A 25,639-nucleotide genomic window follows, 5' to 3' on the forward strand; every position below is an offset into this window, starting at 1 on the left:
CTCCTTGTCAAAGTCAGTAGTTTAGCCGAACCAGAACAACAATGCGGTATACGCTGCCGTTCCGGTCAGGAACACCACATCCCTCGCCGACAGGGTCAGGTGGGACAGCTTCAGCTTCTTGGCAGCCGGATTCTTCATGCCGTAGGAGAACCCGCGGGTCTCCAGCGCTTCTACCGTCGTGCGGGAACGTTTGGCGGTGGCCAGCATCAAAGGAAAAAAGGATAGCATCAGCAGCTTCATGTAATAGGCCGCGAGCCGCCAGTAGAGAAAACCGGGATGTTCCGGCGCTTTTCCCCGAAGCCGGTAAGAAAGCAGCACATGGCGAAATTCTTCGAACAATACGGGGAGAATCCGATAGCCGTACGACAAGCTGAACGAGAAGGCGGCAGGCATGCCGAGCGCAAGCAGGCCGTCGCTGATTTTCTCGGGATCCATGCCGGAGAACACCGTAATGCTTGCAAGCGATACAACCGAGAGCTTCAAGGTGAGTTTCAGCAGCGGAAGCGCCGAGCTGACGTCCCCGCCGAAAAAGAGGGACACCACAAACAGCCAGCCGACCTGGCCGATCAGGCCCAGGCATAGTACGACGATAATAAACGGCGTAACCCGGGACAGAATGGTGGTGACCACCATCATGAGAAACAATCCGGCCAGCACGGTCATGCTGGAAATAAACCAGGGCGCTATGGCAAAGAACAGGTACCAGATCAGCATGCATCGGGGATCGAGCCGGGAAAGGGCGGCATGGCCGCTCCCGTAGGCGGTATTCATCAACTCGAGCTGAATCCGTTCAATCGAAATCTTGTTAAACCAGTTGCGGACTACCTGCATGACGGTGAATCTCCTTTCCGCTCAGAATGCCGTACATATGCCGGGCAAACTCGTCCGGCGAGCTGGTCGGGGGCATGACGCCCAGCCTTATAGATAAATCCATCATCTGGGTCGGTGCGAGCCCGGCCCGGGAAATAAGCTCCGAATCGGCGAAAATCTCGGAGACGGTGCCGTCGCCGGCCACAACGCCTTGATTTAAGACGATCACTCTGGTCGCCCATTCGTGAACCAGCTGCATATCATGGGTGGCGATGACAACGGTACGGACATGGTCCTCCAGTTCCTGCAGCGTATCCAGAAGCTCTTCGCGAGTGGACATGTCCAGATTGGCCGTCGGCTCATCCAGCAGAATCAGCCGGGGCATCATAGCGGCCCCTATGGCCAGGGATACGCGGCGCTGCTGACCGCCGCTGAGGAGGCGGGCATCCCGTTCCTGGAGAGGCTGAAGCCGGAAATGGGTCAGCATGCGCTGAACCCGATCCTCAGCTTCCGGGTGACGGCGGCTCTTCAAGCCGTAGGCCACCTCTTGATGCACATTATCTTCAATGAACATATCCTCGGGGTTCTGGAAGACGTAAGCGACGCTAGCGGATATTTGCTCCAGCGATAAATCCTTGGTATTTCTGCCCATCATCGTGACGGAGCCGCCGGAAGGCTTGGCGATGCCGGCAATCAGCTTCAGAAGCGACGATTTGCCCGCGCCGTTGTTGCCGACAAGCGCGATGCGTTCGCCTTCATGCAGGCAAAGATCAATGCCTCGAAGAACCTCATGCTCCGTTTTATGAATCGTTCGGTAGCGAAGTACGGCATGGTGGAACTCCACCAGTGAACCATGCTCCCCTTGCCGTTCTGATTCATCGCCCTGCAGGATGCGACGCTGGTCGGAATCCGGGTTTTTCACGGTGGTGTCAGCGGGGGAAGCATCGTCTGCTCTAGCGTCGGTTGGTGGATGATCAAACAGCGATGGCGTATCGGCGTGCCTGTGCAGAAGCTCTCCAAAATAGACCTCTGCTTCCTCGGCCGTAATAGGGTAAGGCTGCTTCAGCTGATATCCGGACAACCCCATAGAATAAGAGTCGGAGCCGACCGTTATCGAGTGTCCATCCTGCGGACGGCCGGGGGCCATGCCGCCATTCAGCAGAATCGCAGACAGTTGTACCGCTGCTTTGGTCACCTGGGGCGGCTGGATGCCAAGCCGCTCCAGATCATCAAGGCTGTTCAGCGCCTCGATGACCGGGCGCTGCCATAGCACCTTCCCCTGCTCCATCAGGCACACTTCCTCGCAGTAGCCGGCAATAAACTCCGCATGATGCTCAATCACGATAATGGTCTTTCCATGGACCTGATTCAATTGGCGCAGCACATCATACACTTGCCTGGCGTGCTGGGGATCGAGCTGGGATACCGGCTCATCCACCACGAGAATGTCCGGTTCCAGCGAGAGGGCGCCCGCCAAAGCGAGCAGATGCTTTTGCCCCCCGCTCAGCTCCCATATATAGCGGTCCTTCAGATGGGTTAATCCGCACATATCGAGTGCCCTGGCGCACATGGCCCGGTAGTCCGGGAGCCCGTAATTGAGCGGAGTGAAATGGGCTTCATCCATGACGGTGGGGCGGACAAGCTGGTTATCAAAATCCTGATAGACATACCCCACCATGCGCGATAGCTCGGAGACCGTCCGATTCTCGGCGGAAACCCCGCAGATTTCGACGGTACCCGTGAAATCGCCTGAATAATAGTGGGGAATCAATCCGTTGAACAGCTTGCAGAGCGTGGATTTGCCGCAGCCGTTTCCTCCGATGATCGCCGTAAAGCTTCCGCGGCGAATGTGCAGGGAAGCTTCCTTCAGCACAGGCTGCTCCGAACCGGGATAGGCAAAGGTGACGTCTGCGATTCGGATGGCCGGGTGGTCATGAACGAACGGTTTAGGCATAAGGCGGGTTCTCCGGCATTTTCTCTTCCTGAAGGCCGCGGTTTCTTCTGGCTCGCATGAAAGCCAGTACTGCAACGGCCACGATGGCGGCTGCAGCAATGCTGATCCAGATCGCGCCGATGCCGAACCGGTCTGCAAATCCGCTGTCCCACTCCCCGAAGTTCCAGTCCGTTTCCGAAAGGGATTCCGCCCCGAAGGCAATCAGTGCCAAAACGATTCCAGCCAGGATCAGCTTGGGCGAGACGATGCCGGCGGCTTCGTATTGGGTAAGCTTCTGGCGGGGTTTGATGCCGAGCAGCGGCTCGATTTTTCCATACAACCTTGGAACCAGATATAATGTAGGCAGAAGAGCGAACAGGATGCCGGAGAACAGCACATCGTTCAGGAAACCGATGCCTTCGACAAGGACCACGCTTTGTGCAAGCCCAGGCACGGCTTCGAATTCCTCGACGCCGATCCAAACCTTGCCGATATCCACCAGAGAGCTGCACAGCTGGTGGATGATGACGCCCGACATGGCGGCGATGCCAACCTGAGCGCGGCTGAGGGGATTTTTGACCAAGCGGCCGGCGACGTACATGGCGAAGGAGAAGGTAAGAAACTTCTCCAGCTCTCCGAGACCGCCGAATTGCCCGAGCATCAGTTCACCGAAGATGACTTCGCCGAGCGCAGCCCCCACTGCAGCATAAAACGGATGAAACAGCATGCAGAGGGTTAGGGGAATGAACGCGAAGTATTCGACCGAAAGCTCGATCGGACCCAGGCGAAACGCGGGAATGAGCTCGGTGAACATGTTGGACAGGCCGTACAGCGACATGGACAGCACGAAAATCATCATTTTCTGCGAAGAGGTCAGGGTATAGACCCGTGAATTGCTTGCCATTAGAGAGAAGCCTCCTTGGGAATGGGATTTGCTATCAGTATAGGAGGCGATTATTAAAATGAACGGAGTACTATGTCAACGCATTGTAATATTTTTTACAAAAATATAATCATGAAATAAAATTTACATAACAATCACAGCGTATGATGAACTCATGCCCAATTACGATGATTTCATTGCAGAAGGAGTGCATCACCATTGAAAAATTGGTTTCCCGATAAATCCGGGCTGTCGCCGAGCCAGCTCAAAATTGCCGATTTTATCGAACGTTATCCCGAGGAGATGCTGTTCATGACCGAGCAGGAAATCGCCGACAGGCTTGGCACCAGCATTGCGACCGTTTCCCGGTTTTGGCGCGCTGTCGGGCACGACAATGCCAAGGCGTTCAAGCTGAAGCTGCGGGAATCCTCGGATACGACGCCTGCCGTAAAGCTGGAAAAAACGATATCCCGCCTGGACGCGTCCAGTCTGCCCGCGAAAATGCTGGAGCAGGCGAAGCATCATCTGCAAGACACGATGGAGAAGAACCGCCCGGACGAGCTGGAGGAGGCAGCCCGTCTAATGGCCTCGGCAAGACGCGTGTATATTTATGCCCCAGGTCCATCCCTGTCACTGGGCGAGCTGCTTTCGTACCGTTTAACCCGGTTCGGCATGTCGGTGCGGATCATGGCCGGCAGCGGTCATGAACTGCTGGAATCGCTCGCGCATGTGGAGCGAGAAGATGTCGTGCTGATCTTCAGCTTCACCCGGATGCTCCCGGAAACGGAGGTCATCCTGGACTGCGTAAGCCGCGTCGGAAATGCGGCGATCATGATCACGGACCGGGAGGACTTCCGGTATGGAACGCCGGCGCAGAGCTCCTTTTTTGTCAGTCGGGGGGATATGGGCGAGTTTCATTCCATGGTGACGCCCTTGCTGCTGATCGAGCAGCTCATCCTGAGCATCGGCATGCTGAATAAAGAGAAGGCGCTCGGCAAGCTGGATTACTTGGGCGAGCTGCGGACCCGATATGCGGATAAGCTGCCAAGAGGCAAAGCTTGAAGGCGATTATCGTCCCCGCTGGCAGCCCATCCATAATAGAAGTCGTTCAGGCACGCCCTGAAGGACTTTTTTTGTGCCTTTTGTCGCAGAACCATTGGATTATTTATGTAATTTTGATATAGTTACCTCACCTCTATGAACTTGCTCGCTTCGGCTTGGTCCCTCTGTTTCGCTGCAGTTCTCTGCGTATTCGCCATGGCCTTCTTAGACACGGGACGGTCATGCCCGCATCATGTTATCCATGTGAAAATCCGATAAAGAAATGAATGGATGGCATATCGGCAGGGCTGCCTGGAGAGGAAAATGCATCTAACTTCGAATTGAGACGTAGTATGTGTTATATCCTTCAATTGCCTATGTTTTTACGGATGTTTTATAAGATAGGTCGAATCAGTCATCGCTCTATAGGAGCAGGGGAGGTGTTAATTCTTGAATGGCTCGAAATCCGTGAAGCTGCTCCTGCTTATGGCGGTTATCGCGATCGTGAATATTGCCCTGGTTTCGCCCGGGCTGCTCGGCTTCCAAGTCGGCGGCGATAACGCCTTCCAGTCTGCACTGGTCATCACCGTATGGGTTGTCAGTGTTCTTGCACTCTTTTATGGCAGTTATGTTTTGTTGTTCAAGTCTCCGGCTGCAAAACCGATCCAAACGATTCAGACCCGTGAGGATTACATAGACGCGCTTCATCATTATCGCAATGTGAAAGTGCTGAAGCATGATATCGCCCTTGCCCTGGATCAATTGGAGCGAATCGAGAAAAAGAGGAATGCGCTGCTGGGCGTTCTAAGTCAGCGTTTTGAGCAAACGGAACTCAGTTACAAGAAATTCATGGGGGTCATCGATGAAGTTGAGAAGCTGTTCTATCTCAATATCCGAGGGATACTGAACAAGCTTGGCGTCTTCGCCGCATCCGATTTCGCCCGCATGGCCGATCAGCCGAAGGCATCCCAGCTGTCCAGCAAGGTGGCGCAGAAAAAAACGGCGTTATACCAAGAGTACTTGGCTTACGTGACCGGTTATCTGGAAGCGAATGAGGAAATCATGCTCAAGCTTGATAAGCTGCTGCTGGAGATTTCTTTGCTCGGCAGCACCGATTACCGGGATGTGGAGGAGATGCCGTGCATGAAGGAAATCGATGGGTTAATCAAGCAAACCAAATTATACAAGCAATAAGAGAGGGAGATGATTATGCGAAGCAAGGGTAGTGCCTTTGTCGTATTCGTGGCCATTGCAGTGGTCGTGTTTGTTCTAGTGTATGCGGGGATCACGTTAACCTCCAATCTGGGCAAAAGCCAAGCCGAGGTCGACTCGGAAGGCGCGGCTAAGAAAATCAACAAAATCTACAAGGATATCGTGGTCACGACCGCCGACCCCATAAAAGGCCAAGTCGATCTGGACCCGGTGGCCGTAGCCGACTCCCTGCCCGATATATCCAAGTTTCCGATCTCGGTCGAGAATACGACGGACTTGTACGTGGAGATCTTCTCCTCGCCAGAGAAGGCGGGACCGGGCATTGACGGATGGCTGAACGAAGTGGCTGAGGAATTCAACAGCTCCAAGCCGATGGTGAACGGCAAGCCGGTATCTGTGAAGATCCGTAATATCGCTTCGGGAACCGCAACCGATTACATAACATCCGGGAAGTACGTGCCGGACGCTTTTACGCCTTCCAATGAGCTGTGGGGGGAGATGGTCAAGGAATACGGCGTCAAAGCCGAGCTCGTATCCAAGCGCCTGACGGGGAACGTCACCGGCGTCGTCACCCGAAAGGCCAAATACGACGAGCTGGTGGAGAAGTACGGCTCCTTGAACGTCAAAACGCTGACGGATGCGATTGCGAATAATGAATTGGCGATGGGTTACACGGATCCTTTTGCCAGCTCGACGGGGCTTAACTTTCTGATCACGGCCCTTGAAACGTTTGACAGCTCCGATCTGCTTAGCGAAAAAGCGGTGCAGGGCTTCGAGAAATTTCAGGCGAACGTCCCTTTCACGGCTTCGACCACGATCCAGATGCGCGATGCGGCGAAGTCTGGCATGCTGGATGCTTTTGTCCTGGAGTATCAGACCTATGTCAACGCGGCGGATATGAAGAGCGGTTACGTCTTTACCCCGTTTGGCGTAAGGCACGACAGTCCCTTATATGCGCTCGGGAAATTGCCGAAGGAGAAGCTCGACGTCATCAAGAAATTTGCAGATTTTGTAGAGCAGGATAAATATCAGCAATTAGCCGATAAAAAGGGCTTCAACGGTCTAAATGATTACCAATCCGAGCTTGAGGTCGTCGACAGCAGCCTGCTGCCGTCCGCCCAGAAGCTGTGGAAAGAGAAAAAAGACGGCAACAAGCCGGTTGCGGCTGTGTTTGTAGCGGACGTGTCGGGAAGCATGGATGGCGAGCCGTTAAACCGTCTCAAGGAATCGCTGTTAACGGGACAGAAATATTTGGGCCGGGACAACAGCATCGGCTTCGTATCGTATTCCACGGACGTTACGATCAACCTTCCGATCGGCAAGTACGATTTGAATCAGCAGTCGATGTTTGTCGGAGCGATCAACAGCCTTGAAGCCAGCGGGAATACTGCGACCTTTGACGGCATCGTGGTGGCGATGAAGATGCTCCAAGACGAGATGGCGGCGAATCCGGACGTGAAGCCCCTGATTTTTGTGCTGAGTGACGGAGAGACGAACGTCGGGCATTCCCTCGACGATATTCGAGAACTGATCCAAGCCTACAAAATCCCGGTATACACGATTGGCTATAATGCCGACATCCAGGCGCTCCAGAGCATTTCCAGCATCAATGAAGCTGCGAGCATCAACGCGGATACCGACGATGTCGTCTACAAAATCGGCCAGCTGCTGAATGTGCAGATGTAGCAATTTTTCATACGATGTGAATCTGGTTAACACAGAAATTTGGAGGAGGGGTTATATTGTCATTTACGATGGAAGTCATTAGTCCCGAAGAGATTAAGACGGCGATTGAAGAGCAGGTGAAGCCTGAGCCGGAAGAAGTCACGCAGCTGAAGGAGCTGGCGGCTAACAATGTGCAGGCCATCATGGAGCTGGATATCGAATCGCTCGAGAAGCGAAGACAAGTGCTGCAATCCATTGAAAGCTTTGGGATCAGCTCGATGAGATCCTCCTCGGAGAAGAATGCGCTCCTGCAGGTTCAGGTGGGGAAATTATCGAAAACCGGGGACGAAGGCGGTCAAGTGGCTAAAGGGTTAACGGAGCTGCAGCTGCAGCTGAAGGATCTGGACCCAAGCGTCGTGGATTTTGCAAAGAGTGGGCTGCTGGGCATGGTGTTTAACCCGCTGCGCCGATATTTTGCCAAGTTTCAAAAGGCTGATGCCGTCATTTCGGATATCATTATTTCTCTGGATAAAGGAAAAACCGTATTAAAGAACGACAACACCACGCTGGAGATTGAACAGCAAACCCTCCGCGAGCTCACCAAAAAGCTGCAAAAGGAAATTCAGCTGGGCATGCTCATGGACGCAGAGATCGAATCCCAGGTCGAGGCGGCTAAAATACGGCAGGAGTCGGAGGATAAAATCCGGTTTATCACCGAGGAGGTGCTGTTTCCGCTGCGCCAGCGCGTGATGGACCTGCAGCAGATGCTGGTCGTGAACCAGCAGGGAATCATGGCCATTGAAGTGGTCATTCGGAACAACAAAGAATTAATTCGCGGCGTGGATCGAGCGAGAAACGTAACGGTAACGGCGCTGAAAATCTCGGTCACGGTGGCTAGTGCCCTGTACAACCAGAAGATTGTCCTGAAGAAAATCGAGCTGCTGAACGAAACCACGAACAACCTGATCAGCGCTACCTCCAAAATGCTGAAGGATCAAGGTGCGGCGATCCACAAGCAGTCGCTGGAAACGAGCATCTCCGTCGATACCTTGAAGCAAGCGTTCACGGATGTGCTGTCGGCGCTCGATTCCATCAGCACATACAAGCAGGAGGCTCTCCCGCGGATGCGTGAGACGATCCATCAGTTCAGTGAGCTGGCGGTCACGGGTGAGCAGCAGATCCAGCGCTTGGAGCGGGGGCAGAAGCTGGGCTTATAGGGGAAGCCAGGGATATCATCAAAAAAAGAGTGTGCAGTCGTGATGCTGCGCACTCTTTTTACTTAGTCCGAGCCTAGGCTCGCAAATAGTTGAGCAGAATGTGCTTGAGAATCGCCAGCTGCTTCTCCGGCGCGAGGTCCGGCTCGACCACTAGGATGTTTTTCTGGAGGGACAGCTTTCTGGCAAAAATGCCGAATGTATTTACGATGGTGGTCAGCGTCTCGGAAATCGGAAGATCGGCTTGAACCGATCCGTCTTCAATGCCTTGTTCCACAATCGTTGAGAATACCTGGGATATGTCCCGGTAGACGGCGTTAAACAGCTCGATGTCCTCCAGAGGCTCCGTGAACTGGGCGGCATAACTCTCGAAGTTCTCAAGCAGCTTGACGTTCGAGCTCGTCTGCTGCTCCAGCAGGGAAATGAAGTGGTCGAACAGTAGCTCCAGCTTCTCCATGCAGGAAATCGGCCGTTCCGCGATGGAACGGAAGGTTTCGAGAACGGCCTCCAGCTTTTTCGTAGCAACGGCAACGACGAGTTTCTCCTTACGCGGAAAAAACCGGAAAATGGTGGCTATGCCCATGTTGGCCTCGGTGGCGACATCCTGCATGGTGGCTGTTTCAATGCCTTTATGTGTAAATACGTACTCTGCTGCTTCGATGATGAGTTGCGTTCGGGCATTTCGGGTTTCGGGATTCATTATCGAGCCTTCTTTCAAACATGACGATTTTATTTTATCCGTATTATATCCTCCCACCCTTTTGACGACAACAAAAGTGTATACATCGGCGGAAACAGCGGCCCGCACAAGGACCGCTTATAAATCGATAACCGTTGTAAAGGTAAAAACAGGAGAAGAGCCGTAGTTTTCCTCCCTTATTATAGTGGTTAAATGCAGGAGCCGGCTATCCAATGCAGAAATCAATGATCAGTGAAACGTTTGATCATCCGTATTGAAGGGAGGCGCTGCAATTGGAACAACGAAACGAACTTATGGCCGTCGCTGCAAGCAAGTTCGGACTCTTGGAGAAGGATAAGGTACAGACGCATGTTTCCGAACACAGCCTTATCCGTTCTTATCAACTTGGTGCCAAGATCGTTTATGTGCGCATAACGGATGAGTCCCACAAACCGTATGTAAAAATTGAGGGCGAGGTGCAGTGGGTCGAGTTTCTCGGAAGTAAGGGAGTCTGCGTTTCGAGGCCGCTCCATTCGGCGGCCGGAAACCTTGCGGAGCGAATCCGGATGGAGGACCGTGAATATACGGCAGTTTGTTACGAGGAGGCCAAGGGGCGTCCGGTCGGAGAGAACGATGCCGATGAGCGCTTATACAGGCGAATGGGCCAATTCATGGGCTGCATGCATCGCATCACCAGAGGGTATACCCATCTGGATCCCGTTACAAAACGGCCTGATTGGTCGGATGAGGCGGAGAAAGTTCGGCATATCGATTTGCCGCTAACCGAGAAAGGGATCACCCGTCGTTATGAGGCATTGCTCCATTATATATCGGAGCTTCCGATTGCTGTGGACGCTTATGGACTGATCCATGCGGATTTTCATTACGGCAATTTTTTTGTCTATGAGGATTCGTTATGCTTGATTGATTTTGATGCCAGCCGATATTCATGGTTCATCGATGATATTGCGGTCGCCGCGTTTTTCTCGGGTTTAACCGAAGGGGCGGATGTGGAGCCGGGTCCGTTTCTGACCCCGTTTCTGGAAGGATACCGTCTGGAGCATCATCTGGAGGAACAGTGGTTTCGAGAAATCCCGTATTTCATGAAGCTGCGAGAAATGGGGCGTTATATTAAGCTATTCCATGCCTGTGGAGGGAAGCTCGATAAACTCCATCCGTGGGGACAATGGTATATGAGGGGACGCAAGGAAAAGATTTTGCGAAGTTTCCCAGCAATTGAATAAACGGAAAGCCTTGGTTCATGTCGGAACCAGGGCTTTTTTTAGTTGACGTAAGGGTCTGCCGCAGCGTATTCAGCCGAAGAAGAAGGTCGCCTAAACCAAGGATGAAATCATGAATTACTCGAAACAGGAAATTAATTCAAGCACGATCAATTATTGCATTGACAGCAAATAGCGAATCTATTAGTATGTGCATAACTTATTAAACCTACCAGATAACTTAGATTTTAGGGGTGCGTTCGTTTCACAAGTTTTTGACAGAGCATGATGCATACATTTCATATGCATATGTCTACTACATGGGGGGATTACAATGAAAGCCAGAAAGTTAGGTTTACTCTTATCGTCAATCGTGCTGATGATGTTGATCGCGGCATGCGGCAATGGTTCCGACCAGGCGGCAGAGAGCGCAGCCGAAGACAAAGGAAGTGAGAAGCAAGCCGAACAACAAGAGTACAAAGACGAGCTGAACATTGCACTTACGGCACAGCCGCCTACGTTGGATACGGCCTTGACGGTATCGGCGGTCGCGTTGGATACGGCAGGCAACATCTTCGAACAGCTCTACACGCTGAATGCAAACTATGAGCCCGTACCGGCTCTGGCAGAGTCTGTCGAACGAAGTGAGGATGGTTTAACGTATACGTTCGCCCTTCGCCAAGGCGTGAAGTTTCACAACGGGAAAGAGATGACGTCCGAGGATGTTGTAGCCTCGATGAACCGCTGGCTGGTGACTTCGTCCCGTGCGAAGGTGCTGCTGACGAATGCTAAATTTGAGGCCGTCGATACGTATACCGTGAAGCTGACTGTAGAGGCGCCTACATCCGACGTGTTGATTCTTATTGCATCGCAAGCGCAGTTCCCTTCCATCATGCCGAAAGAGATTGTTGACGCAGCGCCGGCTGACGGAATCAAGGAGTACATCGGTACAGGACCTTATAAATTCCAGGAATGGAAGCAGGATCAGTACATACACTTGGTGCGTAATGAAGATTATCATCAGGTGGCGGATACGGAGCCAAGCGGATTTGACGGGCGAAAAGAAGCTCCTACCCAGAATCTGTACTTTCATTTTGTCACCGACCACTCCACGCGCATTGCTGGCGTGAAGACCGGACAGTACGATGTGGCGGACAGCATTCCGATCGAAAGCTATGATGAGCTTGCCGCCGACAACAATATCAATTTGCTCTCGTTCCCTGGCGGTGCCCTGACGGCATTTTTCAATACCAGCGAAGGATTGTTAAAGGACGTTAAGATCCGACAGGCCATTCTCGCCGCGTTTAATAATGAGGAGATCATGTTGGCGAGCTTCGCCAAGCCGGATTTATACTCCCTGGCACCGGGTTACCTGAATACGAACCAGGTCCAATGGTCAACCGAAGCCGGAGCGGAGTATTACAACCAGTCCAACCCGGAGAAGGCCAAACTGCTGCTGCAAGAAGCAGGGTATAACGGTGAAGAAATCACGCTGCTGACGACCAAGGACTACAATGAGATGTACACCGCGACATTGGTCATTCAGGAGCAGCTTCGTCAGATCGGCATGAACGTAAAAGTGGAGAACTTCGATTTCCCGACATTCCTGGAAACGAAGAACGACCGCTCCAAGTGGGACATATTTGTTGCCAGTACGGGTTACCAGATTACGCCGCCGCAGCTGCTGGCCGTCAATCCGGATTGGGCCGGTCTTGATAATGAAACGGTCAAGCAGGCATTGATTGATATTCGCGGCGCAGCTACGCCGGAAGCCGCCAAGCAGGAATGGGAGAAGCTGCAGGGCTTCCTTTACGAATTTGCTTCCTCCACCGTCATCGGCCATTATAATGGCGTCGTCGCCACAACGAAGAAGCTTGAAGGCTTCGAGTTGTTCGAAGCACCGGTGGTTTGGAATGCCAAAGTAGCGAAGTAAGCGTATATGGAGGGTGTTACAAGTTACCGGAGTAACTTCGATAACACCTTCCTTTTTTGAAATTGGATTCATAGACCATGTACAAATGAGGGGTTTGCCGTGCTGGCTTATATTACGAAAAGACTTTTGTCGTTGATTCCTGTACTGGCCGTTGTCACCATCGCTATTTTTCTGATCATCCACATTACGCCAGGGGATCCGGCGGCGGCCATATTGGGCATGGAGGCGTCGCAGGAGGAAATACAGCAGCTGAATCAGGACCTGGGTTTGGACCGCCCCATGCTCGAACAATATACGAGCTGGGTAGCCAACGTGTTCAAGGGGGATCTTGGGGATTCGATCTTCATGAATCAGCCGGTCAGCGAAGCGATTGCGGAGCATGTAACCCCCACGCTATCGCTGGCCATTCTGGCACAGGTTATCGCAATTATACTGGCGATTCCCTTCGGGATTATCGCTGCTTACAAGCGAGGGTCCATCGCAGATTATACGCTGATGGGGATATCCTTGCTGGGCATGGCTTTACCTAGTTTTTTGCTGGGATTGTTCCTTATGCTGTTTGTTGGCGTCAAGCTGCAGTGGCTGCCAGTGGCTGGATATGAACCGCTGAGCAGCGGGCTCTGGGAACATATGAAGTATCTGATTCTTCCCGGCATTTCCCTCGGGACCATACAGGCAGCCCTGATTACGCGGATGACCCGTTCGTCCATGCTGGAAGTGCTGAATTTGAATTTCATCAAGACAGCCAGATCCAAAGGCTTGCATGAAATGAAGGTGCTGTTCAAACATGCGTTTCGGAGCGCGTTTCTGCCCATTCTGACCGTCATTGGACAAACGTTTGGCACGTTGGTGACAGGGGCTGTGGTCGTGGAGGCGATATTCAATATTCCCGGATTGGGTCAATTGATCTTGAATTCCATTGCCAGAAGGGACTTCGCGGTGATCCAAGGCGTGGTGCTTGTCGTTACGCTTATGTACGTCACCATCAACTTAATCATCGACTTGCTTTATGGAGCGGTTGATCCGCGTGTTCGTTTGGAACGCAAATAAAAGAGGTGTGATTGGATGGCAACTGTTCAGGAAAAAGAATACGTCGCTCAGGTCAGTAAAAAGCTGAAAAAGGAGCAGCGTGCACTAGGATATCGCCGACTGAGGTCGAACTATGGGCTTTTGATCGGAGCGACCATTTTTATTTTATTGGTGATTCTGGCTCTGATCGGACCGCTCTTCACCAACTACGGTCCGTATGACATGAAGGTTGTGGAACGTTTGATGCCGCCAGGAGCCGAGCATTGGCTGGGTACCGACGAATTCGGACGGGATTTGTTAACCAGGCTTCTCTACGGCGCCAGGGTATCGATTAGCGTAGGACTGGCGGTTGCGCTGCTGTCCTCCGCTCTGGGGCTCGTGATCGGCGTCTATGCCACGTACTACAAAACATTGGATCATATTCTCATGCGCATCTGTGACGGATTGATTGCGATTCCGGGCATCTTGCTAGCTATTGCCTTGATGGCTGCGCTCGGCGCATCCGCCATCAATGTCATCACGGCGCTAACTATCGTGTTCACGCCGAATATCGCCCGGGTCGTTCGCTCGGCCGCGCTGGTGGTGCGCGAGCAAACCTACATCGAAGCGATGCATGTCCAGGGGGCAAGCTCCACGCGCATCATATGGCAGCACATCGTGCCCAATACGCTATCTCCGCTACTGGTGCAGGCTACCTTCGTGTTTGCCGAAGCCATTATTTCCGAGGCCGCGCTAAGCTTTCTCGGAGCGGGTATTCCTGCGCCTGAAGCCAGCTGGGGGAATATTCTGCAGGCGAGCAAGCTTGTTATTTACAAGGCATGGTGGATGGTTGTATTTCCAGGAGCAACGCTTGTTCTGTCTGTCCTGAGCTTAAATTTGCTGGGCGACGGGCTGCGTGATTTGCTGGATCCCCGCGTGAAGCAAAAGTTGAGAAAGTCATGAATATAAAGCTGGAGGTACTTTCATGAATAACGAGCCTCTATTGGAAGTGAACAATCTAAAAACGCATTTTCATACCGAGCGGGGGAAAGTGACGGCCGTCAACGGAGTCAGTTTTTCCATGAATAAAGGCGACATCATCGGCATTGTCGGGGAATCCGGCAGCGGAAAAAGCGTAATGTCCCAATCGATCATGAGGCTGCTGGACCATACGGATGCGATCGAGTACGAGGGAGAGATTCTGTTTGAGAAGCAGGACCTGCTGTCTCTCCCGCATTCTAAATTGCGGGCGGTCCGGGGCGACAAAATCTCCATGGTTTTTCAGGACCCGCTTACCTCCCTAAGTCCCGTATATACGATTGGCAATCAAATCGGTGAAGCTATACGCCTCCATCAGAAGAAGTCCAAGAAAGAGGCCCGTCAGCAAGCCATTGAGATTCTGCGGATGACGGGTATTCCATCTCCGGAAGTGAGAGTGGATGAATATCCTCATCAGCTGTCGGGAGGAATGCAGCAGCGTGCCATGATTGCCATGGCGCTTTCCTGTGAGCCCAACCTTTTGATTGCGGATGAACCGACAACCGCGCTCGACGTAACGATTCAAGCGCAGATTCTGGAGCTCATTGCAGACTTGAACCGCAAAATGGGCATGGGCGTGCTGTTCATAACGCATGATCTGGGTGTCGTATCGGAAATTTGTACGGGTGTGAAGGTGATGTACTTAGGACAAATCGTGGAGGAAGCCCCTACGGAGCGCTTGTTTCACACGCCGCTGCATCCCTATACGCAGGGACTGATTCAATCGATCCCCAAGCTGGAAGGAGACAGGAGGGATCCGCTTCATGTCATTGAGGGAACGGTGCCCTCACTCACGGATATTCCTCAGGGCTGCGGTTTTTCTACACGATGTCCCTATGCCGATGAGTTATGCCGTACCTCGGAGCCGCCGATGCGAACGGCCCATACAGACCATCGAGTGAAGTGCTGGCATTACGAGGCTATATCCGAGCAGGAAGGGAGGGAGACAACCGTTGGAACAAGCATCTGATCATTCGATTTTAAAAGTAAGCTCCCTCCACAAGCAGTTTCCGGTGTACGGATCTTTCGGTAAGTTATGGGGCGCCAAGGGATATGTGAAAGCCGTAACGGATGTTTCCTTTCAATTAAGAGAGGGAGAAACGTACGGTCTTGTTGGAGAATCCGGTTCCGGTAAAACCACCACGGGGCGTACGATCTTAGGATTAACCCCAGCAAGCCAAGGTCAGGTTCTATACCGGGACCGGGATTTGGCTGCGATGTCGAGGGAGGAAATGCGGAACTTCCGCAGGGACGTACAGCTTGTTTTTCAAGATCCGTTCTCCTCACTTAACCCGAGGAAGAGAATCGGCCGGATTCTGGAGGAACCCCTGATTATTCATAAAATGGGTGACAAGGCAGAGCGTCAGGAAAAAGTCTTTCACATCTTGAAAACCGTGGGCCTGCAGCCGGAGCATTATTTCCGTTTTCCCCATGAATTCTCAGGTGGTCAACGCCAGCGTTTAGGCTTGGCGCGCGCGCTTATTATGAATCCGAAGATTATCGTATGCGACGAGCCGGTCTCGGCACTGGATGTCTCCATTCAGTCGCAAATTTTGAATATGCTCAAGCACCTGCAGCGGGAATTGAAATTAACGCTATTATTTATTACGCATGATATCAGCGTGGTTCGTTATATTTCCGATCGGATCGGCATTATGTATCTCGGAAAAATAATGGAGGAGGCTTTGACGGACGATTTGTTCCATGAGCCATTGCATCCCTATACGAAGGCACTGTTCTCGGCGGTACCTGACTTTACCCGCAGCCGATTAAAGGAACGGATCATGTTGCGGGGGGAAATCCCGTCCCCCTTATCGCCGCCAAGCGGTTGTGTTTTTCATACGCGCTGTCCCTATGCAACGGATGTATGCAAGGCAGAAGTTCCGGCTTTAAGAGAAGTTCGGCAGAGCCAAAAGGTAGCTTGTCATCTGGTTGATGAGAGCCGTTCATCCTGAAACGAAGACTAAAAGAAAAGAGGCTAGAACATGACAACGTTAAAAATGATAGAGGGCCAGGATCAAATATTCAATGAAGCTGGGTTTCAGATCGCAGGAAACCATGGCCCGAATCTGGAGGGCGGCCTGTCTCCGAGAGAGCTGCTGGAAGCGTCCCTGGCGCTGTGCGTATCCATCTCGCTCCAAAAAATAATGGCTTACGACGGCGTGGATTACGATAAGTCTTCCATTCATATCGAAGTGTCATCGGTAAAGGCAGAGGATAAAAGCAATAAGTTCTCGCATTTCAACGTCCATGTCACACTGCCGCCAACCCTGGAGGCAGCGTACAAGGAGAAGCTGAAATCTGTTGTAGAGCGCGCCTGCACGATCGGCAATACGCTGAAGAGCGAGGCCGTTGTTGAACTGATCGAAGTGAATGAACCCATCGAAACGAGCAGCAATGCGTAATGGATAAACTTTTGTGTTAATTTTTCAAGCCAATCCAACAACAGCCTTAGTCCAGGATTCATAAGCGGACTAAGGCTGTTGTGTTCTTCAGGGACCGTGAATGCACTATTATGTGTACATGCTGCATCTATTTTCACCGTATGCCGTATGGCGTTTAGTTACGCCTTTGGCATCGGGGAATACCTTCCGGTCTCCATCATCAGATTCGAGGGCGATGTAGTAATACGTTCGGGATGAATTGCCCAGAATGCATCATGCACCAGAATCCGCATAATGCAATCCCAGCTGATAAGCTCGTTCGAGCAAACTCTCCATATGCTCCGGTCTGCCTTCTAACGTATCATAGAAGAATTCCACACGGGAATTTTTGATTCCGGAGTAGTCGGCCATCCCGATATTGAGGGAAAGGGATAACATCTGATCATAGCCCCGCTTGGCAAAATGGTCTTCCGAAGCTCCCGCGAGCGCCAGCCATAACACCTGTTGGTGATGAAGCTTTGATCCGCCGCCGTAAGCAAAGCCATGATTCCAGACACGATCGATATACCCTTTCAGCATGGCCGGGGTTCCGTACCACCACACCGGGAAGATATAGGCCAGCGCGTCGTACTCCTTCATTCGTGCGATTTCGGCCTCAACCTCAGGAGAATACCGTTTGTTAGGATCAGACCAATCGGGTTCGTCTGCCTCCCACAGGACTGGATTGAAACCGATGCGGTGAAGATCCAGAATTCCCGCTTCATGCCCGGAGTCCCGAAGCCCCTGTATAAACTTTTCGGTAACTGCAAAAGTAAAGGAATTTTCGCGTGGATGCGTAACAACCGTTAATACCTTCATGAAGGTTCACCGTCTCTTTCTTCTCTTCGAATTTGAATGCCGAATTGTTCAATACGTTTCATTGCAGTTTCAAGAGGAACCAACGTTTCCGGTAGATAGAAGCCTCCGGAAGCAGGAGGTGAGCCGTCCCAGCCCAGAATTCGCTCAATGGAAAGGAGAATCCCGAGGGCCGTAAAATGCGCCTGTCCTTTCGGATCGGTCAACGCGATTCTCCGTTTCGTGGAACGGCCGTCAAGAAGAACACCTTCAAGATCAATGTAGAGGTCTTGGGAGGCCTTGCCTCCAGCCTGTGTTCCTATAGAGTCATGAATGGCGAAGTCGAATCGAATATTAGGCGCTCCCGTAACAGCCCCGAGGCTTGGAACATCCAATAAACTCATGGGATGGCCTTCTACCCGGGAACCGTTTGAAAGACTTATGCTTCTCGGATACTTCGCAGCCTCAACCCATTTCCATATCCCGTTTTCCCGGAGGAGAGCACGGCTGATAAACCCTTCGGTTTCCTCGAGCGTCATAGGCCCCATCGGATCGCGTTCATCATAGTGACCAGTCAAACCGATCGATTGGATGCTTCGGAAAGACTTCGCCTCCTGATACGCAACCAAGGTCAGGATCCCCGCTTGCGAATGCCCCAAAGGCACAATCGGCGCTTGAGGGGGATGGTTTTGCATGGCGAATAGAATAGGCGTCAGTTCGTCGGCAAGCTTCGTAATCCCGATATGTGCAGTTCCTTTTGCAAGGGCCTCTTGAATGAGGAGGTCGGCCGGATCCTGAATGGTAGAAACGATAAGGTCGACTTGATCCAGCTCCGCTGGAGACTGACCCTGGCGGATATCTAAAAAAGCGGTACGGGCGTTCCCCAGCTCTTGCACTAATAAGCTCCCCTTCTCGGGATGTCTTCCGGCGAGTATAATCTCGGCATCTTGATTGATCTTTCGGATATGCCGGGCAACAGCACTTCCGATTACGCCATAACCTCCGGCAATGTAAATACGCTGCATGCCATTTCACCTCCAATTTCCATACTGAAGTACTGGTATAAGGGGATTATGTAACATATAATGACGGAAAGGAAGTACGCACTTAATTGTTCTATAGGTACCTAAAAGTATCATTAGTACCCCAAAGTGCCTGTTATCAGTCCGATGCCACTTCCGTTCGAAAAGGAGAGAAGTTCTTATGAATGGGGAGCGACAATACAATATTCCGTCTGAGGCGACCATGGATGTCATCGGCGGCAAGTGGAAGGTCATTGTGCTGTGCCACTTAAGTTATGGCCCCAAGCGAACGAGTGAAATTAAGAAGCAGATGCCGGATATTACGCAGAAAATGTTAACGCAGACGCTGCGGGAGCTGGAGGAGGATGGGATTATCACGCGAACGGTCTTTAATCAAGTGCCGCCTAAGGTCGTCTACGAGCTGAGTGAATTGGGCGTTTCACTACAACCGATCCTTGATCAAATCTGTGAATGGGGCGAGAAGTACTTGAATGGAAAATCGAAGGTCATTACACCTTGAGGACAGACAAAATAAAAGCTGCTGACCTAATAAGGGTCCGTAGCTTTTTATTTTTAAAATTGTCGCTCCATATTTTCCATAGGATAGAGGAATAGCCCTGAACTCCGTAGAATAATTAGTTCTTTAGACTCATTAAAATCCGGGCGCATTCGCACCTTTCTTTGTTTGTCGAGAAATTGAATAGTTACTATAGATATAATATGGAGAAGTGCAGGACTAGGGAGGCCGAGAAATAAGGATTGCTTTTTCCTGGCATGCACAGGGGCGAGTCACCGTGAATTAATAGAAACGTTATCCGCTAGGAAACGTATGATCTTCATAGGACTTAAGAATTACTCACAAAAGGGGTGTGCACAGCTCAGATGGACGGCAATTATAACTATTATATTGTTGGGCTTTCAATTGCGATTGCGATACTTGCTTCATACTCGGCTTTAAATATTACATCCAAAATTTCGGAGGCGAACGGCAAATCCAAGTTTTTTTGGCTATTCGGCGGCGCTATGGTCATGGGAAGCGGCGTTTGGTCCATGCATTTTGTCGGCATGCTGGCCATGCACATGAATATGAATGTGAGGTACGATGTCTTTCTGACCATCATGTCGATGTTAGCCAGCGTGGTTTCCTCCTTCATCGCGTTTTATATTACGATGCCCAAAAATATTAACTGGTCCAAAATCGCCATTGGCGGCTTCATTATGGGAAGCGGCATTGTCATCATGCATTACATGGGAATGGAAGCCATGGTCATACATGCTGAGATCAGTTATGATCCCGGCCTTTGGGTACTGTCCGCCATCATAGCATTGGTGGCTTCCTATGCGGCTTTATTATTGTTTCTCCGCTTTCGGAATCATCCCAAGTCCAGCTTTCTCAAGTGGGGCTCGGCGGTTGTCATGGGATTTGCCGTATGCGGGATGCATTATACCGGCATGAAAGCTGCACGGTTTGAGGCTCATGCCGGTATGATCACGCAGCAGCCGCAGTCTGTCGATTTTCTGCTTCTGTGTGGTGTGACGGTCACGATTTTTGTCATCCTGCTGATTTCCTGGGGGGCGATGTTCTTTGACCGGCATGTGCTGGAAAAGCTGGCCTATCAGGATACCATCACGGGATTGCCTAACCGCAATGAAATGAACCGATTCTTTGAGACGAATGCCGAGACGGAAAAAATTACGATCCTGTTTCTGGATTTGGACCAATTTAAGGCGATCAACGATACGCTGGGTCATAATGTTGGGGATATGCTGGTCCAGGAGGTGGGTAAGCGACTGCGTCAATTCATTGGAAGCGGCCAGCAGGTATTCCGGATCGGCGGGGACGAATTTCTGATTATTTTAAAGCGAAGCGACCCCAATTATGCCCAGCGCTTAGCAGACGATATACTCCAAAAAATAAAAAACGTCTACCATATCGACGGTAACGAGCTGTATGTGACGGCAAGCATCGGAATCAGCATCGGTTCTGTCCATAGCTCTGACCGTACGACGCTGCTGAAGAATGCGGACACCGCCATGTATAAAGCGAAGGGGCTGGGCAAGAATCAGCAATGCCTCTATGACGAGGAGATGGGTCTTCAAGAGGTTCGTAAAATGGAATTGGAGAAGGACCTGCAGCGAGCGCTTGAATTGAAGGAATTCTTCATTGCATATCAGCCGAAATGGAATGTGCAGAGCGATCGCTTGGTCGGATTTGAGGCGCTGCTCCGCTGGAAGCATCCCCGATTAGGCGTGGTATCCCCGCTTGAATTCATACCGATTGCGGAAGAGACGGGGCTGATTATACCGATGACCCGATGGACGCTTGAGGAAGCATGCAAACAGTGCAAGGTGTGGCAGGAGAGAGGAATCGTCCAGCCCGTCTCGGTGAATTTATCGATTCGTTTATTTCATGGCGACAATCTGCTGGAGCTTATTCAAAACGTGCTGGACAAGGCGAATCTGGAACCTCGCTTGTTAGAGCTGGAGATAGCAGAGTCCATGGTGCTGCACGATGTGAATGATATTATCCGCCAGCTTGGGAATATCAGGTCCTTGGGGGTCAAGGTCTCCATGGATGATTTCGGAACCGGTTATTCCTCGATTGGGCTCCTCGACCGGATTCCGATTGATGCTTTAAAGCTGGACCGCCAGTTCACCAATGATTTGGACACGCCCAGCAAACGCGCCATCGTCAACGCCATCGTTCTTATGGCAGAGAATTTGAATTTGGATGTCATTGCGGAAGGTGTAGAGAACAAGGAGCATATCGACTTTTTGACCGGACTTGGCTGCCATGTCATGCAGGGTTATTATTACGGAAAGCCGATGGATATCAATGAGATTAAGGTCTGGATGTACGACCAAGAACACAAGAACGAAGAGATCGTGACCCTTCGATGAAAAGTAGAAGGAATAGATACAGATCATACGAATAACGGGCACCCTGAGGTGTCCGTTATGTTGTGATTGGAGACATATAATAACCGCCTGGGCCCCTCAAGTCTCTGCAATTAAACAAAATAGGCAATTTTCGCACGAGGGAAATATTCTTGGATCCCCTTCTCGAACAACTGCTGGAATTCCTCGACGGTTTCGGCCTTATAGACATATTTAAACTTTCCGTACCTTCCCCATTTTAACTGCCGATCTTCCTCGTCCATATTCAGTTTGGTTTTGGGGTAACGCTTTAATATGGTGTTTTTGGCCGTTTTGGTAAAGCGGTGTTGAATGAGCTCGAACGTTAGATCCTCTACCTCCACATGGCTTAATCGCTCATGAAGCTTCTCTAACAAATGCCAGTATCCCTCTTGCCATCCGTCATATTTGACGATCGGGGCAATGATGAAACCTAACGGATATCCGGCTTCGGCAATTTTGCCCGCGGCTTCAATCCGTTCTTCGAAGGAAGAGGTGCCCGGCTCGAAATAACGGATGACATAATCGGAATTGATGGAGAAGCGGACCCTGGTATGGCCGCCGTGATCGATATTCAGAAGGGAATCGATGTTGGCGAACTTCGTCACGAATCGCAGTCGGCCATATTCCTGCTTGGCCATAAATTCAATGTAATAGGCAAGTGCTCCGGTCAAATGCTCAAGCGATACGGGATCCCCCGTGCAAGCAGCTTCGAAACGCGTAATCTCCGGGGCCCGATCCGCGATATAGGCCTTTGCTTTATCCAGGATTTGATCCAGGTTCACGTAAATCCGCACATAGGGTTTCGAGCTCATCGTCGTTTGCAGGTAGCAGTAATGACAATGTCCCGCACATCCTGTGGTTAGCGGGATGGCATATTCCGCTGACGGCTTGGAGGTATCGAAGTCCAATGTTTTCCTGATCCCGACAACCAGCGTTCTCTTGGCGTTGCGGTATTTTTCAGTTTCCGATTCTCCTGGAATGCCGGTCACCCTATTATGAGAGGTCGTCATTTTAATGGGGGTACCTAATTCTTCAAACCATGCATACAGCTTCTTTCCAAGCGGATACTCCAACGCGTCCGGCTCAAAAAAGACCAGTTCCGGGTCAAAACGCTCCAAATAATCTCCCTCCCCGCTAAATAAAGAATATGATGTATAGGATTGGCAACCGTCGTGATGATCATGCATAGTTCAAGTTATCCAAAGGGGAAACGGATAAGCAGGCTTAAGCATGATTATGAAAGCCCTTTCCGGATTCTATGATATACTACGACATAACAGGCATACCATTTATAACAACCTATATTTTCCTGTATGATTTCCCATACTTTTCATATGCAAAGGAGATTTCATGATGTTTAATGTTCTTGTTGTTGACGATGAGTCCGTTCAAAGAGAAGGCATTAAGGATTTGATCTCTCAGTACCGCTTCCCCTTTCAAGTATTGGAGGCCGAGAACGGAATGAGCGCGGAGCGGATTCTGGTGGAAAATGCGATTGATATCCTCATCACCGACGTTAGAATGCCTCTGATGGACGGACTTGCGCTAAGCAAACAAGCCCGAAAGATGCAGCAGGATCTAAAGATTGTCATTTGCAGTGGTTATGACGAATTTGAATATGCCCGCAGCGCCATCCGGCTGGGCGTGGTAAATTACTTGCTGAAGCCGCTGGTCAGGGAGGAGTTTCTGGAGGTGATGGAGGACATTACCCAGATCAGCCCTTATGGAGGGGACTACCAGCAGGAGTCGTTGGAATCCAAGGTTATCCTTCAGGTCAAGGATTATGTGAAGGATCATTACCAGCGGGACATTTCGTTGTCGGATGCAGCCCATGATGTATATCTGTCCCCGGGGTATTTAAGTATTTTGTTCAAGAAAGAGACCGGCGAGAACTTCTCGAAGTATTTGACCGATTACCGCTTGCGGCGGGCAAGCCATCTGCTCCAGAATTCCAATATGAAGGTCAATGATATCGCTGTAGCGGTTGGCATCGATAACCATTCCTACTTTGCCAAGCTGTTCAAAAGCAAGTTCGGCGTGAGTCCGATACAGTATAGAGAGTGCGGGGTGCTCCATGATCGGGTGGATCAAGAACAAGTTCAATGATATCAGGTTCCGCAACAAACTGCTGCTGTCCCACTTGGTGATTGCACTCATTCCCATTCTTCTGCTCGGGCTGCTCTCCTTCATTCAGTCCTATCGCATTCAGATGAAGGAACTGCGGAGCGAGGCCGAAGCCAGCCTGGAGCAGGTGGCGAACATTATGGATTACAAGATTAACCGGTATAATACGCTGAGCGAGTTCATGGTGCTGAATCGGGATTTATCCCAAATTTTCATTAAGGATTACGAAGAGAACTATTTTAACATGTACCTGGATTTCCGGGATATCCTGGAGCCGTTGATCTCGAACATCCGGCTGATGGACGAGGATATTGAGGCCATTACCTTTTATACATCCGGTGAGCTGCTGGGGATTCGCGACAATATTTTGCCGATCGGGGATCTTAAGAGCAAGTCTTGGTATGACGGATTTCGGGGCAGGCGCTGGATTGTGGACGGGGAGAAGCTTTATCTCGTTCAGGAGCTGATCAGCAATCCGAAGGATAGCAATTTCATGGTCATTTCCATTCAGCATGACAGCATCTTTGCAGACCTGGACAAGCTGTCGGAGCATGTGGCGGTTCATATCGAGGATGCTGAGCAGCGGGTGATATTCAAGGAAAGCAAGGCGCCGGATGCATCTGCCGGTTTGGAGGATGGGGAGCCGAGCGGGCTGAGCCTAAGCCGATCACTCGCTAACAATGGCTGGACGGTTCACTACCATTTGCTGAACACGAATGCGTACGCCAATGCGCTCGGTATTTTTCAAATTACATTGTTTGTCATGATCCTCAGCTTGATCATTACCTTCCTGCTCATTTATGTGATCTCCAACAATTTCACGCGCAGAATTATCCATATCAAGAACAAAGTAGATAAGGTGGAGCAGAACAATCTGGATGTCATTATCCAAAGCTCGTCCAGGGATGAATTCGGTGAGCTGACCAACGGCATCGGCAAAATGCTGAAACGGATCAACAGCCTTATCTCCCAGGTGTATCAAGCCGAAATCGCCAAGAGGGAAAGCGAATATAACAAGCTGATCAATCAGATTAATCCGCACTTCCTATACAACACCCTCTCCTTTATCCGGTGGAGGGCCGAGAAGAAGGCGGATATCGAAACGAGTTATATGGTATCGGCATTGGCCCGGTTCTATAGAACGACGCTGAATCAGGGGAGGCATATGGCAACGATCAAGGATGAGGTGCAGCACATCAAGGCTTACCTGGATTTGCAGCTTATTATGAATGATGGGCGGTTTGACGTCGATTATCATATTGATGAGAGAGTGTTGCATACCGAGGTCATCCATTTTATTCTGCAGCCGATTGTGGAGAATGCCATCAAACACGGATTTGTGGAGGCCAGAGGGGCAGATTACCAGATCCACATTGGGGTCAGCCAGGTCGAAGGGGGAATTAAACTAATCGTCAGCGATAACGGGGTGGGCATGACTCCCGTGCAGGCGGCGAGGCTGCTGGCCGGAGAGAGCGGGGGCTGCGGTGTTCGGAACGTGAATGACCGGATCAAGCTGTATTACGGACAGGATTACGGACTCGATATTCATAGTGAGTCAGGCAGCGGAACGGAAGTATCGATGGTCATTCCGGCTTCCTGAACAGCGAGCGTTATTCCGTCCATAGCATTGGTCATGAAAGCGGTGTGCTGAGGCAGCCGCTTTTTTTGTAGTTTGAAGTGGAGAACAAGAAGGTCATGAAAAAAGTGATACATATCCAAA

At 51.0% G+C, this 25,639-nt stretch carries 22 protein-coding genes; 15 read left to right on the forward strand and 7 right to left on the reverse strand.

What is annotated here, in order from left to right; all coding sequences use genetic code 11:
- Nucleotides 1–21: 21 nt before the first annotated feature.
- The 3 genes from OHJ21_RS22040 to OHJ21_RS22050 are packed head-to-tail and all read right to left on the reverse strand — an operon-like array spanning nucleotide 22 to nucleotide 3,647.
- A complete protein-coding gene (locus tag OHJ21_RS22040) occupies nucleotides 22–831 on the reverse strand; it encodes an energy-coupling factor transporter transmembrane component T family protein (protein ID WP_009593920.1) in 810 nt (269 codons plus the stop codon).
- Nucleotides 806–2,764 (reverse strand): ABC transporter ATP-binding protein, encoded by a 1,959-nt coding sequence (locus OHJ21_RS22045; protein WP_486021148.1) that lies wholly within the window; start codon nucleotides 2,762–2,764, stop codon nucleotides 806–808. The genes OHJ21_RS22040 and OHJ21_RS22045 overlap by 26 nt, the downstream gene beginning before the upstream one ends.
- The gene (locus OHJ21_RS22050) at nucleotides 2,757–3,647 is read right to left on the reverse strand and encodes a DUF8171 family membrane protein (RefSeq protein WP_486021149.1); all 891 of its coding nucleotides are present in this window, start codon (nucleotides 3,645–3,647) and stop codon (nucleotides 2,757–2,759) included. Before OHJ21_RS22050 ends, OHJ21_RS22045 begins: the two co-directional genes overlap by 8 nt.
- 198 nt (nucleotides 3,648–3,845) lie before the next feature.
- Between OHJ21_RS22050 and OHJ21_RS22055 the strand changes: the two genes are divergently transcribed.
- The 4 genes from OHJ21_RS22055 (at nucleotide 3,846) to OHJ21_RS22070 (ending at nucleotide 8,761) form a co-directional block, all read left to right on the forward strand.
- Complete coding sequence (locus tag OHJ21_RS22055; protein ID WP_486021150.1) at nucleotides 3,846–4,688, forward strand: MurR/RpiR family transcriptional regulator; 843 nt, start codon at nucleotides 3,846–3,848, stop codon at nucleotides 4,686–4,688.
- A gap of 429 nt (nucleotides 4,689–5,117) precedes the next feature.
- A complete protein-coding gene (locus OHJ21_RS22060) occupies nucleotides 5,118–5,861 on the forward strand; it encodes a hypothetical protein (RefSeq protein ID WP_486021151.1) in 744 nt (247 codons plus the stop codon).
- A 15-nt stretch (nucleotides 5,862–5,876) separates the two neighbouring features.
- Complete coding sequence (locus tag OHJ21_RS22065) at nucleotides 5,877–7,565, forward strand: vWA domain-containing protein (RefSeq protein ID WP_100539769.1); 1,689 nt, start codon at nucleotides 5,877–5,879, stop codon at nucleotides 7,563–7,565.
- A 56-nt stretch (nucleotides 7,566–7,621) separates the two neighbouring features.
- Nucleotides 7,622–8,761, forward strand: coding sequence for a toxic anion resistance protein (locus OHJ21_RS22070; RefSeq protein ID WP_009593910.1), 1,140 nt, complete (start codon nucleotides 7,622–7,624; stop codon nucleotides 8,759–8,761).
- A 73-nt stretch (nucleotides 8,762–8,834) separates the two neighbouring features.
- On the opposite strand, the gene OHJ21_RS22075 is transcribed toward OHJ21_RS22070, so the two are convergent.
- Nucleotides 8,835–9,458, reverse strand: a complete 624-nt coding sequence (locus OHJ21_RS22075; protein WP_100539771.1) for a TetR/AcrR family transcriptional regulator — start codon at nucleotides 9,456–9,458, stop codon at nucleotides 8,835–8,837.
- A gap of 272 nt (nucleotides 9,459–9,730) precedes the next feature.
- Here OHJ21_RS22075 and OHJ21_RS22080 point away from each other — a divergent pair, with 272 nt between their 5' ends.
- From OHJ21_RS22080 to OHJ21_RS22110, 7 genes are all read left to right on the forward strand, one after another.
- Nucleotides 9,731–10,681: a phosphotransferase enzyme family protein gene (locus OHJ21_RS22080; protein WP_486021153.1), complete on the forward strand. Its 951-nt coding sequence runs from the start codon at nucleotides 9,731–9,733 to the stop codon at nucleotides 10,679–10,681.
- A gap of 310 nt (nucleotides 10,682–10,991) precedes the next feature.
- On the forward strand, nucleotides 10,992–12,590 hold the full coding sequence (locus tag OHJ21_RS22085; protein WP_486021154.1) for an ABC transporter substrate-binding protein: 1,599 nt from the start codon (nucleotides 10,992–10,994) through the stop codon (nucleotides 12,588–12,590).
- Between the two features lie 99 nt (nucleotides 12,591–12,689).
- A complete protein-coding gene (locus OHJ21_RS22090) occupies nucleotides 12,690–13,640 on the forward strand; it encodes an ABC transporter permease (protein WP_486021155.1) in 951 nt (316 codons plus the stop codon).
- A gap of 15 nt (nucleotides 13,641–13,655) precedes the next feature.
- Nucleotides 13,656–14,561 (forward strand): ABC transporter permease, encoded by a 906-nt coding sequence (locus OHJ21_RS22095; RefSeq protein WP_326111621.1) that lies wholly within the window; start codon nucleotides 13,656–13,658, stop codon nucleotides 14,559–14,561.
- A 22-nt stretch (nucleotides 14,562–14,583) separates the two neighbouring features.
- Nucleotides 14,584–15,606: an ABC transporter ATP-binding protein gene (locus OHJ21_RS22100; protein ID WP_486021156.1), complete on the forward strand. Its 1,023-nt coding sequence runs from the start codon at nucleotides 14,584–14,586 to the stop codon at nucleotides 15,604–15,606.
- The gene (locus tag OHJ21_RS22105; protein WP_486021157.1) at nucleotides 15,590–16,591 is read left to right on the forward strand and encodes an ABC transporter ATP-binding protein; all 1,002 of its coding nucleotides are present in this window, start codon (nucleotides 15,590–15,592) and stop codon (nucleotides 16,589–16,591) included. The genes OHJ21_RS22100 and OHJ21_RS22105 overlap by 17 nt, the downstream gene beginning before the upstream one ends.
- 30 nt (nucleotides 16,592–16,621) lie before the next feature.
- Nucleotides 16,622–17,041, forward strand: coding sequence for an OsmC family protein (locus OHJ21_RS22110; protein WP_486021158.1), 420 nt, complete (start codon nucleotides 16,622–16,624; stop codon nucleotides 17,039–17,041).
- A gap of 252 nt (nucleotides 17,042–17,293) precedes the next feature.
- Here OHJ21_RS22110 and OHJ21_RS22115 read toward each other — a convergent pair whose 3' ends face one another.
- A complete protein-coding gene (locus tag OHJ21_RS22115; protein ID WP_486021160.1) occupies nucleotides 17,294–17,878 on the reverse strand; it encodes an NAD(P)H oxidoreductase in 585 nt (194 codons plus the stop codon).
- Entirely contained in the window at nucleotides 17,875–18,879 is a 1,005-nt protein-coding gene (locus OHJ21_RS22120; protein WP_486021161.1) for a hypothetical protein, read from the reverse strand. The genes OHJ21_RS22115 and OHJ21_RS22120 overlap by 4 nt, the downstream gene beginning before the upstream one ends.
- 178 nt (nucleotides 18,880–19,057) lie before the next feature.
- Between OHJ21_RS22120 and OHJ21_RS22125 the strand changes: the two genes are divergently transcribed.
- Complete coding sequence (locus OHJ21_RS22125) at nucleotides 19,058–19,396, forward strand: winged helix-turn-helix transcriptional regulator (protein ID WP_100539780.1); 339 nt, start codon at nucleotides 19,058–19,060, stop codon at nucleotides 19,394–19,396.
- 362 nt (nucleotides 19,397–19,758) lie between these two features.
- Nucleotides 19,759–21,777 (forward strand): bifunctional diguanylate cyclase/phosphodiesterase, encoded by a 2,019-nt coding sequence (locus OHJ21_RS22130; RefSeq protein ID WP_486021163.1) that lies wholly within the window; start codon nucleotides 19,759–19,761, stop codon nucleotides 21,775–21,777.
- A gap of 110 nt (nucleotides 21,778–21,887) precedes the next feature.
- On the opposite strand, the gene splB is transcribed toward OHJ21_RS22130, so the two are convergent.
- On the reverse strand, nucleotides 21,888–22,913 hold the full coding sequence (gene splB / locus OHJ21_RS22135) for a spore photoproduct lyase (RefSeq protein WP_326119574.1): 1,026 nt from the start codon (nucleotides 22,911–22,913) through the stop codon (nucleotides 21,888–21,890).
- 235 nt (nucleotides 22,914–23,148) lie between these two features.
- On the opposite strand from splB, the gene OHJ21_RS22140 reads away from it, so the two are divergent.
- Nucleotides 23,149–23,901 carry a response regulator transcription factor gene (locus OHJ21_RS22140; protein ID WP_243390903.1) on the forward strand — a complete coding sequence of 251 codons (753 nt, stop codon included), beginning with the start codon at nucleotides 23,149–23,151 and terminating at the stop codon, nucleotides 23,899–23,901.
- Complete coding sequence (locus OHJ21_RS22145; RefSeq protein WP_394057802.1) at nucleotides 23,870–25,519, forward strand: sensor histidine kinase; 1,650 nt, start codon at nucleotides 23,870–23,872, stop codon at nucleotides 25,517–25,519. Before OHJ21_RS22140 ends, OHJ21_RS22145 begins: the two co-directional genes overlap by 32 nt.
- The last annotated feature ends 120 nt before the right edge of the window (nucleotides 25,520–25,639 follow it).

The sequence above is a fragment of the Virgibacillus sp. LDC1 genome, assembly GCF_025792345.1.
In the GTDB taxonomy this organism is placed as follows: Bacteria; Bacillota; Bacilli; order Paenibacillales; family Paenibacillaceae; genus Paenibacillus_AQ; species Paenibacillus_AQ lautus.

Coding starts and splice junctions, on each gene's coding strand:
- OHJ21_RS22040 (WP_009593920.1), bottom strand. CDS start 831: ATGCAGGTAGTCCGCAACTGGTTTAACAAGATTTCGATTGAACGGATT.
- OHJ21_RS22045 (WP_486021148.1), bottom strand. CDS start 2,764: ATGCCTAAACCGTTCGTTCATGACCACCCGGCCATCCGAATCGCAGAC.
- OHJ21_RS22050 (WP_486021149.1), bottom strand. CDS start 3,647: ATGGCAAGCAATTCACGGGTCTATACCCTGACCTCTTCGCAGAAAATG.
- OHJ21_RS22065 (WP_100539769.1), top strand. CDS start 5,877: ATGCGAAGCAAGGGTAGTGCCTTTGTCGTATTCGTGGCCATTGCAGTG.
- OHJ21_RS22075 (WP_100539771.1), bottom strand. CDS start 9,458: ATGAATCCCGAAACCCGAAATGCCCGAACGCAACTCATCATCGAAGCA.
- OHJ21_RS22085 (WP_486021154.1), top strand. CDS start 10,992: ATGAAAGCCAGAAAGTTAGGTTTACTCTTATCGTCAATCGTGCTGATG.
- OHJ21_RS22095 (WP_326111621.1), top strand. CDS start 13,656: ATGGCAACTGTTCAGGAAAAAGAATACGTCGCTCAGGTCAGTAAAAAG.
- OHJ21_RS22100 (WP_486021156.1), top strand. CDS start 14,584: ATGAATAACGAGCCTCTATTGGAAGTGAACAATCTAAAAACGCATTTT.
- OHJ21_RS22110 (WP_486021158.1), top strand. CDS start 16,622: ATGACAACGTTAAAAATGATAGAGGGCCAGGATCAAATATTCAATGAA.
- OHJ21_RS22115 (WP_486021160.1), bottom strand. CDS start 17,878: ATGAAGGTATTAACGGTTGTTACGCATCCACGCGAAAATTCCTTTACT.
- OHJ21_RS22120 (WP_486021161.1), bottom strand. CDS start 18,879: ATGCAGCGTATTTACATTGCCGGAGGTTATGGCGTAATCGGAAGTGCT.
- OHJ21_RS22125 (WP_100539780.1), top strand. CDS start 19,058: ATGAATGGGGAGCGACAATACAATATTCCGTCTGAGGCGACCATGGAT.
- OHJ21_RS22130 (WP_486021163.1), top strand. CDS start 19,759: ATGGACGGCAATTATAACTATTATATTGTTGGGCTTTCAATTGCGATT.
- OHJ21_RS22140 (WP_243390903.1), top strand. CDS start 23,149: ATGTTTAATGTTCTTGTTGTTGACGATGAGTCCGTTCAAAGAGAAGGC.
- OHJ21_RS22145 (WP_394057802.1), top strand. CDS start 23,870: ATGATCGGGTGGATCAAGAACAAGTTCAATGATATCAGGTTCCGCAAC.